Source organism: Metabacillus litoralis (assembly GCF_020524045.1).
GTDB lineage: Bacteria > Bacillota > Bacilli > Bacillales > Bacillaceae > Metabacillus > Metabacillus litoralis_C.
This window is the reverse complement of the sequence record NZ_JAIVKL010000005.1, coordinates 137,664-153,635: the sequence shown is the minus strand read 5'-3', so window position 1 is coordinate 153,635 and position 15,972 is coordinate 137,664. Positions and strand designations below refer to the sequence as shown.

General features: G+C 32.0%; 10 protein-coding genes. 2 read left to right on the top strand and 8 right to left on the bottom strand.

Annotated features, from left to right (window positions below):
- Window positions 1-136: 136 nt before the first annotated feature.
- The 7 genes from LC076_RS09190 to LC076_RS09160 form a co-directional block, all read right to left on the bottom strand.
- The gene (locus LC076_RS09190; protein WP_226667908.1) at window positions 137-1,267 is read right to left on the bottom strand and encodes a GntR family transcriptional regulator; all 1,131 of its coding nucleotides are present in this window, start codon (window positions 1,265-1,267) and stop codon (window positions 137-139) included.
- Window positions 1,268-1,618: 351 nt separating this feature from the next.
- On the bottom strand, window positions 1,619-2,842 hold the full coding sequence (gene mmsB, locus LC076_RS09185; protein ID WP_146948721.1) for a multiple monosaccharide ABC transporter permease: 1,224 nt from the start codon (window positions 2,840-2,842) through the stop codon (window positions 1,619-1,621).
- Between the two features lie 2 nt (window positions 2,843-2,844).
- Window positions 2,845-4,380 carry a multiple monosaccharide ABC transporter ATP-binding protein gene (mmsA, locus tag LC076_RS09180; protein WP_226667906.1) on the bottom strand — a complete coding sequence of 512 codons (1,536 nt, stop codon included), beginning with the start codon at window positions 4,378-4,380 and terminating at the stop codon, window positions 2,845-2,847.
- 99 nt (window positions 4,381-4,479) lie between these two features.
- A complete protein-coding gene (chvE, locus tag LC076_RS09175) occupies window positions 4,480-5,559 on the bottom strand; it encodes a multiple monosaccharide ABC transporter substrate-binding protein (RefSeq protein WP_319005501.1) in 1,080 nt (359 codons plus the stop codon).
- A gap of 389 nt (window positions 5,560-5,948) precedes the next feature.
- Entirely contained in the window at window positions 5,949-7,169 is a 1,221-nt protein-coding gene (locus tag LC076_RS09170) for a response regulator (RefSeq protein WP_319005500.1), read from the bottom strand.
- A gap of 12 nt (window positions 7,170-7,181) precedes the next feature.
- A complete protein-coding gene (locus LC076_RS09165) occupies window positions 7,182-8,993 on the bottom strand; it encodes a sensor histidine kinase (RefSeq protein WP_226667904.1) in 1,812 nt (603 codons plus the stop codon).
- Window positions 8,994-9,019: 26 nt separating this feature from the next.
- A complete protein-coding gene (locus tag LC076_RS09160) occupies window positions 9,020-10,030 on the bottom strand; it encodes a substrate-binding domain-containing protein (RefSeq protein WP_226667903.1) in 1,011 nt (336 codons plus the stop codon).
- Between the two features lie 323 nt (window positions 10,031-10,353).
- On the opposite strand from LC076_RS09160, the gene LC076_RS24355 reads away from it, so the two are divergent.
- Window positions 10,354-12,171 (top strand): methyl-accepting chemotaxis protein, encoded by a 1,818-nt coding sequence (locus LC076_RS24355; protein WP_226667901.1) that lies wholly within the window; start codon window positions 10,354-10,356, stop codon window positions 12,169-12,171.
- Window positions 12,172-12,649: 478 nt separating this feature from the next.
- Here the strand turns inward: LC076_RS24355 and LC076_RS09150 are convergent, their stop codons facing one another.
- The gene (locus LC076_RS09150; RefSeq protein ID WP_226667899.1) at window positions 12,650-14,929 is read right to left on the bottom strand and encodes a glycoside hydrolase family 127 protein; all 2,280 of its coding nucleotides are present in this window, start codon (window positions 14,927-14,929) and stop codon (window positions 12,650-12,652) included.
- Between the two features lie 150 nt (window positions 14,930-15,079).
- Between LC076_RS09150 and LC076_RS09145 the strand changes: the two genes are divergently transcribed.
- Window positions 15,080-15,952 (top strand): helix-turn-helix domain-containing protein, encoded by an 873-nt coding sequence (locus LC076_RS09145; RefSeq protein ID WP_226667897.1) that lies wholly within the window; start codon window positions 15,080-15,082, stop codon window positions 15,950-15,952.
- Window positions 15,953-15,972 lie beyond the last annotated feature (20 nt).

Sequence of the window (15,972 nt, the reverse complement as noted above, 5' to 3'; positions counted from 1 at the left end):
ATCTTTACTATTACACTTATCATGATAAATAAACACACTGAATGCACTTACTTTAAATAAATGCACTCAGCAGAATTTAATTAATTTACTTTATTTTCGATAGACATTGTATTTTTTATGAACACAATAGCAGTCCTTAAATAATGATCTTACTATCTTCTACTTTAATTAATGAGCTAGTAGAGTTTCTTACCTTTAGTTCAGGTTCATAAACTTTCTGCCTACTTGTATTATCTTTATTGTCTCTTTTTTCCACTTCAGCTACTATCCATTTTGCTGCTTCAATACCCATATCCATTTTTGGATGGTTAACAGAAGTAAGCTTTGTCTCTGTTGCTATAGACAAGTAAGAATTATCGTATCCTATGATGGATAGGTCCTCTGGAACTTTTATATCATATTCTCTTAAAACATTTAAAACTTGAACGGCAATTTCGTCATTATAACAAACTATAGCTGTTGGTCTATTTGTAGCATCTTTTAATACCTCTTTTAATTTAGAAAGAAAATCTCTCTCTTTTGTTGTGAAAGTAATAAACATCTCTGGAAAAAACGGGATATTATTTTCTCTGAAGGCACGAATAAACCCTTCCATCCTGTTTAATCCCTGCAAATCATCACTTTTAAATAAACCAATTATTTTTTTATGTCCTAACTTGATCAAATGATCTGTAGCAATAAATCCTCCTTTTTCATCATCTAATATAATGTAAGGTGGATTTAGCTGAGGATAATATTGATTTATCATTAGAAAAGGTGTATTATTTTGCTCCATTTCTAAATAATAATGAAGATTGGGATTATAACTACTACTTCTTGTAGGCTCTACTATCAGACCATCTATATTAGAATTAATCATTGTTTCTAAACACTGCTTTTCCTTTTCAGGATCATTATCCGTACAAGCAAATGTTAAAGAATAACCGTGAGAAGTTAGGTATGATTCTATCCCTTTAATAATTGACGGGAAAATATAATCAGAGATATATGTTGTAATAACACCAATGTTTTTACCTGTTGAATTAGCACTTTGAGGTTGAACTTGATTTGAGCGATTTGAACAAAATGTTCCAGCACCTTGCTCTCTATATAACCAACCTTCATGAACAAGATCTCCTACAGCTTGTCGAACTGTATGTCTACTTACCTCAAACATTTTAACTAACTCATTTTCAGAATAAATTTTATCTCCAGGTAAAACCTTACCGTCTATGATCCACTCTTTAATTTTTTCTTTCACCATACTAACTTTTGTTTGTTGTGCCATTTGTTCCCACCACTTTCAACTTGTATGTTTCTAATAAGTACTTATTCGTACAACTGATTTTATTATACACTAAAAGTGAATAAAATTAAAAAAAGAATTATTTTGTATTTGTGTTTGTTGCTCGTTATGTTTTGATTGCATTATTTGCAAAATTTTTAGTTTCTTTAGTGGACTTTTTATCAACAAATATACTCCTTTATTAAAAAGAGATTAGTACATAGTCATGTTCTTGAATAACAACAAGAGGATTTACCATGTGATAAAAGTAAATGTATTAGAAAAATCGTCAAATATTCTAGTGAAATAAACTAGATTTTTGACGATCCTTATCTCTTCCTATCTTTTCAATTGTTATAAATTTTTATTCTTATTATAAATATCAAACGCTACAGCAGCTAATAATACTAAACCTTTAATAGCCTGCTGCCAATCTATACCCAATCCAACTAGTGACATACCATTATTCATTACACCCATAACTAACCCACCAATAATAGCACCTGGAACAGTACCAATTCCACCATACGCAGATGCCCCACCGATAAAACATGCTGCAATTGCATCAAGTTCAAATAAATTCCCTGCTTTAGGTGTTGCTGCATTAAGCCTTGCAGCAAAGATTAGTCCAGACAGTGCAGATAATACACCCATATTAACAAACACTAAAAATGTGACTCGTTTCGTTTTCACACCTGATAACTGTGCTGCCTTTTCATTTCCACCAATAGCATAAATATGTCTTCCTATCGTTGTTTTCCTCATTACAAAAGTATAAATTAAAATTAATATTCCTAAAATGATAAGTATATTTGGTAATCCTTCATAAATTGCTAATACATAAGAAAAGATGTTTATAACAACGACTAATGAAACAAGCTTAACAATGAAGATTCCTTTTGGCTGTACTTCAAAACTATACTTCTTTTGATTACTTCTAGCTTTTATTTCATTGAACACGTAGATTATAGATAAAAATATACCTATTAATAATGTTAATAAATGAACATTTCCTCCGCCAAAAACATCCGGAATGAACCCAGAGCTAATCTTCTTAAATGTCTCTGGGAAAGGTGCAATCGATTTACCTTCTAAAACAACTAGTGTTAATCCTCTAAATAGTAACATTCCTGCTAATGTCACAATAAAAGCAGGAATCTTTACATAAGCAATCCAGAAACCCTGCCAAGCTCCTATTATTGCTCCTAATAATAATGAAATAATAACAGCTAAATAAGTAGGCATTGAATAGTCTACCATCAATATAGCTGCTATAGCTCCAACAAATGCTGCTATAGAACCTACTGAAAGATCGATATGTCCAGTAATGATAACTAAGACCATGCCTATGGCTAGAACTAAAATATAACTATTTTGCAAAATTAAATTCGTTATATTTAAAGGCTTTAATAATATACCTTCTGTTAATATCTGAAAAAGTAACATGATTAAGATAAGCGCTATAATCATACTGTATTGTCTCATATTGCTTTTTATCATTTGTGATAATATTTGTTTATACGATCTACTGTCAGGTTGTTGTTTACTGTTATGCTCTTTTTGCGTCATTGGCTGCATAGTTATACTCCTCCCCTAGCCTTACTTTTTGTCATATACTTCATTACAGTTTCTTGTGTCGCATCTTGACTATTTATCTCCCCTGTTATCCTACCTTCATTCATCGCGTATATCCGATCACACATTCCAAGAATTTCAGGCAGTTCGGATGAGATAATTAAGATGCCTTTCCCTTCATTTGCTAGCTGATTAATAATCGAATAAATTTCATACTTTGCTCCTACATCAATACCCCGAGTTGGTTCATCTAGAATTAGAATATCTGGTTGTGAGAAAATCCATTTACTTAAAACAACCTTTTGCTGATTACCACCACTTAAATTACCTGTTTTTTGAAAAACACTAGGGGTTTTAATTTTCATCTGCTCACGAAATTTTTCTGCTTCTATAACTTCTTGGTTGTTATTAATAACAAAACCCTTTGAAATCTTTTTTAAATTAACTAATGATATATTTTGTTTAATATCATCCATTAAAACTAAACCATTACCCTTTCGATCTTCTGTAACATATGCAATTCCGTTATTGATGGCTTGATTTACATTATTAAGTTGAATTTTCTTGCCATCTTTATATAATTCACCAGTTATTTTTTTCCCAAAAGACTTTCCAAAAATACTCATAGCTAGTTCTGTCCGACCAGCACCCATTAACCCAGCAATTCCGATAATTTCACCTTTTTTAATGTGAAAATTAGCATTATCAATTACCTTCCGCTCATTAGTATGATATACATTCCAATTTTTTACTTCAAAAATTATTTCACCAATTTTAGGATCCCTTTTAGGATAACGATTTGTTAAATCCCTTCCCACCATACCTTTAATAATCCTATCCTCATCTACATTATCTTTTTCCATATCTAACGTTTCGATTGTCTGTCCATCACGTAAAATCGTTACTGAATCAGCAACTTTAGAAATTTCATTCAGCTTGTGTGTAATAATAATTGCTGACATACCCTGTCTTTTAAATTCTAGTAACAACTCCAATAGGTTTTCACTATCATCCTCATTCAACGCAGCTGTTGGTTCGTCTAGAATAAGTAATTTAACTTTTTTAGATAAGGCTTTTGCAATTTCTACTAACTGTTGCTTTCCAACTCCTATTTCCGTAATTAATTTATCAGGGGACTCTTTCAGACCAACCTTTTCTAATAGTTCCTTTGTTTTATTCGTTGTTTCATGCCAATTTATAATGCCTCTTTTAGAATTTTCATTTCCTAAAAATATATTTTCTTTAATTGATAAATCGGGGATGAGTGCTAGTTCTTGATGGATAATAACAATTCCTAATTCTTCACTTTGCTTAATATTTTTAAATTCACAAACCTGATTTTGAAACAAAATATCTCCTGAATATGATCCATGTGGATATACCCCACTTAACACTTTCATTAGAGTTGATTTACCTGCACCATTTTCACCTGCTAAGGCATGAACTTCACCCTGTTTCACTTTTAAATTCACATTTTCAAGCGCTTTAACGCCTGGAAACTCCTTCGTTATGTTTCTCATTTCTAAAATAATTTCAGACATATTACAAACACCACCTTTAAAATGTATTTAGACTTGCTTAGAAGAGCCCTTTTATTAAACTTGACTCTTCTTAAGTAGCCTAAATCCATATCATGTAAATTATTGTGTCAATTCATCTTCTGTATAATAGCCGCTATCTACTAGTACTTCACTGTAATTGTTCACATCAACTGATACTGGCTCCAATAAATACGCTGGTACAACTTTTTCACCATTATCATATGTTTCTTTGTCATTTACTTCTGCTTCTTTTCCTTTAAGAACAGCCTCTGCCATTGCTACTGCTTTTTTAGCGAGCTCTCTTGTATCCTTAAATACTGTTTGTGTTTGTTCTTTAGCAATTATCGATTTTACTGAAGCTAACTCAGCATCTTGACCTGTAATAATTGGCATTGGTTTATCTCCTGAACCATAGCCAACACCTTTCAAAGAAGAAATGATACCAATACTTATACCATCATATGGTGAAAGAATAGCATCAACTTTTTCTCCTGAATAATAAGCACTCAATAAGTTATCCATTCTAGATTGAGCCACAGATCCATCCCATCTTAAAGTTGCACCTTGATCAAAAGAAGTTTGACCACTTTGTACAACTAATTTGCCAGAATCAATATAAGGTTGTAACACTGACATTGCTCCATCAAAGAAGAAGTAAGCGTTATTATCATCAGGTGATCCTGCAAATAACTCGATATTAAAAGGTCCCTTTCCATCTTTTAATCCAAGCGATTCCTCAATATATGAACCTTGTAAAACACCAACTTGAAAGTTATCAAATGTAGCATAGTAACTAACATGCTCTGTATTTTTTATTAGACGATCATATGCAATTACTTTAATTCCCTGTTTATCAGCTTTAGCTAATACGTTTGAAAGTGCTTCTCCATCGATAGGTGCTATAACTAAGACATCTACCTCTTTTGTAATCATATTCTCAATCTGAGAAACTTGATTTTCAACTACGTCTTCAGCGTATTGTAGATCTGTTTCATATCCTAATGATTCAAATTCTTTCACCATATTTTCACCGTCGTTCACCCATCTTTCAGAGGATTTAGTAGGCATCGCAATTCCTACAGTTCCACTTTCTCCACCACTTGCTCCCTCGTTTCCTCCACAAGCTGCTAGTGAAGCTAACATAAATATTAAAATAAATACTGAAAATAAATTTCTCATCTACTCTTCCCCCTGTTATTCTTTTTTCTTGTATCAGGTTGTTCACCATTGAATAAAATATATCACCTTGTTAATTTTCAGTCTTTTCAATAAAAATACAATTTTTATAATAATTAAACTTTAATTTAAGCGCTTTCATTTTTTTATTGTGTATTAATAATTAAAGTCTCTTTTCTGAAAGATTGTTGCTATTTGACATCTTTATCTGTTGGTAAAAAGTGTTTTATCGCATAAAAGGTATAATTTTTAGAAGAAAAGATGCCACTAGACTTTATACAGAGTTTTTTCCAATAGGATTCTAAAAACAACAAAGTTTACGAAAACAACCTAATTAAAACAACCCTTTCTCATAATTGAAAAAGGGTTGTTAAAGATAGGACGTTGTAAGGTTATTCATTAATAAATGTTGGATTTTTCCTATACTTGTTTGGTGAAACTCCAACTACTTTTTTAAAAGCTGTACTAAAATAATGTTGTGTGTCATAACCTACTTCTTCAGCTATTTGGACAATTGGGAGGTCAGTATTATTTAAGAGCATAATAGCCTCTTTAATCCTTAAGTTAGTTACTAAACTAACAAATGACGTTCCTAAATCTTGTTTAATAATTCGACCTAAATAAACAGGTGATACTTGTAAGTTGTCTGCTACTCGTTCAATTGTTATATCAGAATCTGTAAAATTTTTTTCAATATAATGTCTAGCTCTTCTAACAATTGGTGAGATGGTTGTTTCACTAACTAATTTCTTTTTACAGTTTTCATATCCTTCAGCAATGGATCCAATGTCATTTTCAATGTTTTCAATATAAATATTTATAGATATTTTCAAGTACTCTTTTATTTTCATTTTCACTATATTATATAGATTCTCAGAAATACTATCCCACAGCAAAACGATGATTAGGTCTGTTTCATCTCTGAAACTCACTTTTGAACAATGATCAAATACTTCTGAAGTTATATTCTCTATTGAAAACAGTAGGATTTTTTTATCTTTATCAGACAACAATGGTTTATTAGCTACGTATTCTGGGCATTGAATGACTAAAATATGTTTTGGGCTACTTAATGGGAGGTCAAAGAATTTTAACTGATTTATAATGCTTTCCCTATTCTTTATTGTTCCATTTATCCATTTATTAAAAAATTGTTCACGTAATATTGATAGATTATTCTCTATTTGTCTTGAAGCCATCTCTAAAAATTCATCTTGTTTTGTATCACTTTCCAATTCCTCAACAACTTGATTTAAAACTTCATTTAATTTATTTGGTTCAACTGGTTTTAGAATATAATCGGTGACATTTAATCTTAAGGCTTCCTGAGCATATGTGAATTCATCATGACCAGTTATAATAATAATCTTACATAATGGTAGTTGTTCTCTTATTTTTTTTATTAAAGAAAGTCCATTCATAATCGGCATATTCAAATCCACTAAGATTATATTAACAGAGTATTTTAAAGCAAGCTCCAAAGCTTCTTCACCATCTTCAGCTTCAGCTTCGACAAACATGTTAAATGATGACCATTCAACAGATTGACGGATTCCCTCCCGAATAATAGGTTCATCATCGGCAATTAATACTTTCCATATAGAATTAATCACATTTCTCCCTCCTTAAGCTCTAGCATCATCAACTATAATATCTCTCTTTATAGGTAGGAAAATTGTTACTATTGTTCCCTCCCCTACTTTACTATCAATCTTTATTCCATAATTGTTTCCATATGTTAACTTGATTCTTTCCTGTACATTCATCATGCCGTACCCAATATCAATTTGTTTACTTTCTTTATTATCATATAAAGCATCCATAGTCTTTCTGAGTTTTCCAAGCCTATCTTGCTCTATACCTTTCCCATCGTCTCTAACAGTAAGTACCAAAAAATCCTGCTCTTTATTTGCTTGGATATAGATATGCCCAGGACCTCTTCTTTCTTTAATTCCATGGTAAATTGCATTTTCAACTATTGGTTGTAGCACAAGTTTGAGAGTCATAACATCATGTATGGCTGGTTCAATTGTAATAGTAAAATTTAATTTATCTCTGTATCTAGCTTTTTGAATACTTAAATAACTTTGTATATGTGTTATTTCATCAGTTAATAAAATATGATCTTGTCCCTTATTTAATCCAATACGAAACAACCTAGACAAAGAGGATACCAATTCTGAGACATCTTCAGCTCCTTGATTTCTTGCCATCCAATTTATCGTATCTAATGTATTATAAAGAAAATGTGGCTTAATATGTGCTTGAAGACTTCTAAGCTCAGCCTCTCTTTTTTGACGTTCATGATGTTCGGTTAATGAAAGGAGATTTATAATCTTAGAAATCATGTGATTAAAACTCTTACCCAACATACCAATTTCGTCTTTTCGATTACCTTCATAACGAACTGTCAAGGTACCTGATTCGACCTGTCTCATGATTGACATGAGGTGAACAATAGGTTCAGACATTGATTTAGAAATATAGTATGATGCAGTTATACCAAACAAACAAACGAAAAAGAAAAAAGATATAACGAATAAATGTATTTTCCTAACTTCCACCACAGAATCGTTCATGGAAAATATACCGACTGTTATCCAATTTGTAAACGCTTGCTTTTGAAAGATAAATTGAAGGTTATTTCCGTTTATTTTCTCTGAAAAAGATCCCGAATCTTCCTCATTTATAAGCAGCCTTTCAGGGACATTTTCAATTAAAGGAGTTGGTGGAGTATAAATCCCCTGTCCTTTTTCATCAATAACCATTAAATAACCATATTTCCCTAACCTAACATTTTTGGTTGCTTCAGCAATTACTCTCAACTTTAAATCAATTAAAACAACACCAAGAACTTTTTGTGTTTCTGGTTGGAGTATTGCTCTTACAACTGTTACTACTTCACTATTCTTATATTTAACATGACTTGTAATCTTTCGATCTGTTGGATGACCTATAATTTTAAATATTCCCTCGTTTTCAACTGCTTCCTTATACCACGCCTCATTTGTTAAGTTGTATTCAAATCTAGGATACAATTCATTACTGACATATCCTCCGTTACTATTAACAACTAATATTCCTGCAACCTCCGGATATAAGGTTGAAAGCCCTTGCATAAATTGACGTATCTCATATTCTTCATTTTCATTCTGATCTTCTATTTCTTGGTTGCTTAAAAATTTTTTAATTTCAGGGTCCATAGATAATAAATAAGTAATATTTTGCATATTGCTAGCATGTGATTCTAAAGTGCGATTTACTTGTTCAATTAGTTGAAGTGTGTGTTGTGTAGCTTGTTTATCTATTATGTGCTCAACTGTATAGCCAGTTAAAAGACCCAATCCGATAGATGGTAAAATACTAATTAAAAGAAGTAACGTGATAATTTTGTGTCTAATCGGTAGATGATTGAATTGAAATAATGGTTGCTTCATACTAGTCAACTCTCAATCTAGTAGCATTAATCAGCATAAAAATCTTCTACATTTTCTTTTGAGACAATTGTTATACCTGTATCAATATAAGCTGGAAATTGTTTCGAATTATCCATTTTTTCTGTAGAAGTTATACCATGGTTATTCTTAAAAAGGATTTGTAAAGACCAATAGCCCATATTCCAAGTACCTTGAGCAATTGTCGCCGCTATAGCATCTTCTTTAATTTTATCTAGAGTTTGTTTATCTGTGTCAAAACTAATAACTTTAATTTCTTCTGTTTTTTTAATAGATTCAATCGCACTAGTAATTCCTACTCCACCATTTGCTTCTGTAGCAAAAATCCCTCTTATATTAGGATACTCTTTTAAGATTTTCTCTGTAACTAATTTTGAACGTAATTGATCTCCTTTGCCATCCTCTATAGCAACAACTTCCATTCCAGGATATTTTTTCTGTACAGTTTCTATAAATCCTTCTGTTCTTTCTATATGGTTAAGTTGATTAGGTAGAGTGATGACAGCAACTTTTCCTTTTCCTTTAAGCAGTTCTGCCATTTTGTCAGCACTTGCATTTCCAGCACTATAATTGTTTGTACCTAAAAAAGTATGAGCATTACTCGCTGGTGCATCAGAATCAAATAGTATAACTGGTATTCCAGCTTCTATTGCCTTATTTATAGTTGAGTTCAATGCAAATGGGTCCATTGCAGATAATGCAATTCCATCTGGTTTCTTAGCAATTACTTGCTCTAAAACAGTCATTTGTTCATGAACATCATACTGAGTTGCTCCTCGATATTCAACTGAAACATTTAACTCGTTAGCTGCGTCTTCAAAGCCCTTAATAGCACTTTTCCAGTATTCAATTCCAGATTGAAATGTCAGCATAACGTATTTTTCATTAATGTCTCCTCGAAATTGATTTTCCTGATTGTCCGCATAAGAACTTGTTATGGTATCTTTCAAATGATAGTTGTATATATAAATAAAGAAAACTGTAAATAAGACTAAATATCCAATCAATAGCCTTTTCAATTGGTAGAGTCACCACCTTAGAGATTGTTTTATTTATTATACACATGTACGGACATTAAACCTATACTATTTATCACTTTTGCATCTACTATTACGGGAATTTTCGACTTTTAAACTATTAAGATGTATAAATTTAATAATTGTTTATAAGGCGTTAACATAGGTCTATTTAGATACGAATCGACATTTTTTTCAAAAAAATCTAAAAAAAGTGTAATTTTTACTAGTAATGTCATTTTTTAAGTTGTAATATGAAGGAGAATATTTTATTACTACCAACGTAATTTGGTAGGGTGGTTTTGGCTTAATCGGGGGAGGTCACCGTGTTTAACCAAAAAGAGAGAAAAGGAAAAGATTCAAAAAAACAGAAACCGATTAAATTAAAGAAGAAAGATTACAACAAGCCTAGAGTTGAGAAGAAACCACTAGGTATTTTCTCCTACATTAACACCATTCGCGGAAAATTAATTATATCTTTTGGTTTATTATCAATTGTCCTACTTTTATCCGCAACAACTTCTTACACAAACATCAACAAGCTAGATAAAGAAATTGATTATTTAATTCAACATGACTTGGAAATAAACACTAGTACACAGGATTTATCAAGAATTTTACTTAGTATGGAAACAAGTCAAAGAGGTTTTGTTATTACTGGGCTTACAGATTTTATTTATCCATTTGAGAATGGTAAAAATGACATTCCTACAGAACTTGAACATTTAAGAAATCTTTTCAAAGGTAATGATAGTCAACTGGCAAAGTTATCAAACATTGAGGAAGCCTTTAACAACTGGGTTGCCTATTCTGATAGCCTAGTTAATACAAGAAAAACTGTTGGTTTAGACGAAGCTGCAATTATTGTTGAAGCTGGTGAAGGAACAGAGTATATGAATTCCATTCAAACTGATGTTGAATTGATAGTTGCTGATCAGCAAAAAAACCAACAAGAAAGAATTAATGACTTGAATAGTCAAGTTTCAATCTTTAAAATAGTCACAATAAGTTTAACCTTATTCGCCATTGTATTATCTATATTCTTTGCACTTAGCTTAACTAGAGGACTAAAAATTAACTTAAATAAAATTAGCACGTCCATTCTTGAAATTGCTAATGCTGGTGGTAACTTAACAAAACGAATTCAGGTAAATTCAAAAGATGAGCTCGCAGATTTAGCAAATGACACAAATCAATTAATCGATGGTATCAGCACTTTGGTACACCAAGTTTCTCATATGGCGCAAAATGTAACCGCAACCACAAGACATTTGCTAACTTCAACAGAAGAAACTACAACAGTGATCAATTCAATTGCGAATGCTTCTAGTGAGATTGCCTCTGGAAGTGAAAAAACCGAAACAAAAATGAAGATATCATTTGAAATCATGCAAAGTCTTGAAAAAGCGGCAATATCTTTAAGTGAACAAGCTGAAACAGTAAAAACTAACTCGATTAAAATGCAACAGGTAGCACAAAATGGTGGAAATTCTGTTAAAGCATCTTCTGAAAAAATGCTATCCATAGAAGAAACTATGTCTAACACAAATAAAACTGTTGAAGCCCTAGGGAAGAAATCTACCGAAATCACTTCAATTATTAGCACAATTACTGACATTGCTGAACAAACAAATTTATTAGCACTTAATGCTGCAATTGAAGCTGCACGTGCAGGTGAGCAAGGTAAAGGATTTGCAGTTGTAGCAGCGGAAGTGAGAAGATTAGCAGAGCAATCTCAGGATGCCGCACGTGGTGTAAAACAAATTATTAGCTCTATTCAAGATGAGGTAAAAGTCATCATCAATCAAAATGATGAAGGTGTCAAAGAAGTCATTTCTGGAGTAGAGCTAACTAAGCAAACGAATAGCTCTTTTGAAGATATCGTCAAACAAACTCAACTGACAACAACTGTCGTCAATACAATGGTGGATTACATTCAGCAAACAATGAATCTTAGTAAAGAAGTGTCAGATGCATTTAATCAAGTAATCGACATCTCATCTACTAATGCATCACATACCGAAACAACAGCCGCTGCATCTCAACAAGGCTCTGCAGCAATGCAAGAAATTGCTGCATCAACATCAATGCTTTCTAAACAAGCAGAAGATTTAATGAAGGTTATCGGGAATTTCAAAATTTAATGTTTCAAAATAATAGCGCTTGGATTCTTATTCAAGCGTTTATTTTTCATTTATTTAAGGTCTCTAATTAAGAGTGTATTTGTAAACTTTTTTGCTTTTTTTGTACCTTTTATACGAAGAAATCTAATTCAACAGGCAATAAAGATAATTTAACACAAATCTTTCAGGAAAATGCTCTAAAAAGGCAAAAAACTTGATAAGTTAAGGCGGAAGCAGCAAGAAAATTGGACTTGTCATCGATTCTTGAGATTTATCTTCGATTATCCAGATTTATCATCGATTTTCCGAATTTATCTTCGATTAGACAATTTACGACAAAACTCCCTATTGTAAGTCTCTTCTATCTTCACTAGCATGCTGCTTTTAAAGTAAAAAAAGTCTACAAAACACAAAACAGACCAATCACAATACGATTGGTCTGCTGATTCATTTATTTATTATCATTAACCAAAACGATTTCTTAACCATTTATGATCAGTTATAATTTATCATTCAGAGTTCTAACCCCATAAACACCACCAGCTATTTTTCCTTCAGTTGATACAAATTTAACTTCAATTTTTTCTCTATTTTCCGTTAAATCGCGCGGAATTGAGTAAGCAATACTAAATAGATTGTCAGACATATCTCCCTTTAATGTTTGGTTTGCAATGACAGTATCGTTAATAGCAATTTGGAAATCTCGTTCATAAGCTATTCCGTCTAAATGTAAAATTTGATCACCACTAAAGTAGGTAACATGTAAATACATATCTTTTTTAGAATCTACCTTCATTTCATAGCTGAAAAATCCATCATTACGACTATCACGCCAGCCTGCATGAACAACATTCAAATATCCAGAATTTGAGTTTTCTGTTTTTAAGCTATGTTCAACTTCTGGTTGTTGCTCATGTGGTTGAACATGATCGACTGTGATAGATGCTAACTTTTCTGATTCACTTTGTTCTTTTGATAAGAATTTCTCATATTCTTCTTTATCCATCACATTCCAATACAGTGTGTAGCGTTGGTGATGAAGCGCATAAAAAGGAATTAGAGTTACTTTCACATTTCCTGGTTGACCTATTGATTCTGTCTCAAATGTTAGAGCACTACCTTCAACTGGTTTAATCCATTTCGTTAAATCTACTTCTCCTGTTACAAGTGTTGGTACACTAATTAAAGGATAGTTATTTAACTTTAGATGATCATCCAATATATCGCTTTCCGGGAAGTTTTCTGTACCTAAAGCTCCCGCGAGGACGATAGGTCCGTACATAAATGAAACGTGTGAAGATTCATCTTTAGCTCTGTAAGTATGCAGCTCCATTGGTAGCTTAATATCAATTACATCCCCATTTTGCCATTGTTTACTTATCGTCAAATACCCTTTTTCACTAGTTGCTGCGACTTGTTCATTATTAACTTCAACAACTACTTCGTTTGATACCCAGTATGGTACACGAATATGAATGGTTAAAAACTCATCTTTGTTAGCTTCAATTGTTAATTTAGTCGAACCAACCTCAGGAAATAAAGTTTCTTGTTTGATTTTCATTTCCTTTTTATTTAAATTAATTTCAGATGCAACAAATAGATTCACAAACAAATCATTTTCTTCTTGATGATAAATACTCCTTGTATAACGTGCCGGATTTTCCATACCTGTACCTGTACAACACCAAAAAGAATCATCTGCAGAGCAATATACTTTAAAATGACCTGGTTGTGTTGAAACAAAATATGTTTTCATACCTGTATCTGGATCTTGTGAAGCAAGAATATGATTATATAAAGCTCTTTCATAATAATCCATGTATTCAGCTTTATGTGTCCATCTAAACAAATGCTCTGTTAACTTCATCATATTATAGGTATTACAGGTTTCAGTTGTTGTAATTCCAAGCTCCTCTGATTTTTCAATCCCAAAATGTTCATTTTTAGAATTTCCACCTATTACATATGAACGGTTTTTGGTAACGATATCCCAAAAGAATACCGCTGCATCACGATAATATTTCTCACCAGTGATTTCGTAAAGTTTTGCAGCACCTACTAATTTAGGAATTTGAGTGTTCGCATGCTTACCTTCTAGCTCATCAATTCCTTTTGATAAAGGATCTAACACAGCTTTATGACAAAATCTAATTGCGAGATCAAGATAACCTCTATTACCTGTAATTAAGTAAAGATCAGCCATTGCTTCATTCATTCCACCATGTTCACATATCAGCATTCTTTGAAATTCGTCATCTGTCAGTCTGTCCGTTCCTTCCTTCGCCCAATCAGCAAGCTTTATTACAACTTCAAGTGCTTTTTCATTATGACAAATTTTATAAGCATCAATTAGCCCTGCATAAATTTTATGAATGCTATACCAAGGTACCCATGAGTCTCCTAAACTAAAATGAGAAACTTCAAAGTCTCCACCTGCAAACACTTTATCATAACAATCTCGTGGAAATCCGCTTACATATCCATAGTGATCAAATGATTGTACATGCGCTAGTTCATCTATCGCATAGTTTAGCTTTTCCTTTAATTTCTCATCCTTTGTTACTGAATACATGGTTGCTGCAGCAGAAAGCCAATGTCCTATAGAATGTCCACTAATACCTCGTGTTTCCCATCCACCATACCGTGGTTTTTTTGGTGTTTGTGAAGCTGCATCATAACAACTAGCAACAAGACGATCTACATCAAGATACAGTAAATATTCTTTCCCTATTCTCTCTGAATCTTTAAAAATACCATCTAATAGCTTTACATTATTCATTAATAGTCACCTGCTTTTCATATTTTATACTATTATTATGAATGTAAAATTTAATAACTGGAATTCACTAAACAATAGATTACATATCTTTTTTTTAGATATTTGTGTTATTCTAAAGTTAATAGATAACATATGATAAAGGTGATAATTATGAACAGTATAAAGATAAACTCATATAATCTTCCGTTAATTAGAGATATAGGTTATATCCATGATAGTAATGGTATATTTCGTCATCCTGATCGAAAAATGGAAAAAATTCATGTATTCATATTTGTCGTTGAAGGGGCTATACATGTTATTGAAGATGAAACAGATTATCGAATTAATAAAGGATCATATCTATTTCTCAGAAAAAACACACCTCATTGGGGTGGAGACTTATATAAGCCTGGTACCAAATGGTTCTATATTCATTTTTATGACTCACCACCAAGTGAATCGTTGATAGAAGAAGTAGAATACAAGTATTATCCTCAGTCCTCTTTAATTAATGAAGATACCTATTCAACTGCAGTAAGTCTTCCAAAGCATGGAATAGTCACAAACGCTAATTATACGGAATCAAAGCTTAAAAACCTTGTTGCTTTATATGAAAATCCACATCCGTTACGCCCTTTACAGCTTTCATTACAAACTTATCAATTTTTTATTGAATTGTATTCAAATCATATAGAAGATCCGCAAGAATCGAAAAATCATTATATTGTCAATCAAATGATCAAAATAATGAGAAGCTCTGAACATAAATTAACAGGAGAAGAAGTAGCTACTACACTTGGTATGAATTATGCTTATTTATCGACTATCTTTAAAAAGCAGACAGGTAGAAGCGTAAACGTGTACCAAAATGAATTGCTTATCGAAAAGGCAATTGAAATGTTCAAAAAGAACGAGGGAAATGTTTCTGAAGTTAGTGATATATTAGGATTTTCTAACCCTTTTTATTTCAGCCGAGTCTTTAAAAGAATTACTGGTGTTGCTCCGACAACATATATTAATGAGAATTATCGATATCAATAATAAGAAATGCTCAAGGGTCT

What these genes read in the sequence shown, in the direction of transcription:
- LC076_RS09190 (WP_226667908.1), bottom strand. Translation starts at nt 1,267, where the DNA reads ATGGCACAACAAACAAAAGTTAGTATGGTGAAAGAAAAAATTAAAGAG.
- mmsB (WP_146948721.1), bottom strand. Translation starts at nt 2,842, where the DNA reads ATGCAGCCAATGACGCAAAAAGAGCATAACAGTAAACAACAACCTGAC.
- mmsA (WP_226667906.1), bottom strand. Translation starts at nt 4,380, where the DNA reads ATGTCTGAAATTATTTTAGAAATGAGAAACATAACGAAGGAGTTTCCA.
- chvE (WP_319005501.1), bottom strand. Translation starts at nt 5,559, where the DNA reads ATGAGAAATTTATTTTCAGTATTTATTTTAATATTTATGTTAGCTTCA.
- LC076_RS09165 (WP_226667904.1), bottom strand. Translation starts at nt 8,993, where the DNA reads ATGAAGCAACCATTATTTCAATTCAATCATCTACCGATTAGACACAAA.
- LC076_RS09150 (WP_226667899.1), bottom strand. Translation starts at nt 14,929, where the DNA reads ATGAATAATGTAAAGCTATTAGATGGTATTTTTAAAGATTCAGAGAGA.
- LC076_RS09145 (WP_226667897.1), top strand. Translation starts at nt 15,080, where the DNA reads ATGAACAGTATAAAGATAAACTCATATAATCTTCCGTTAATTAGAGAT.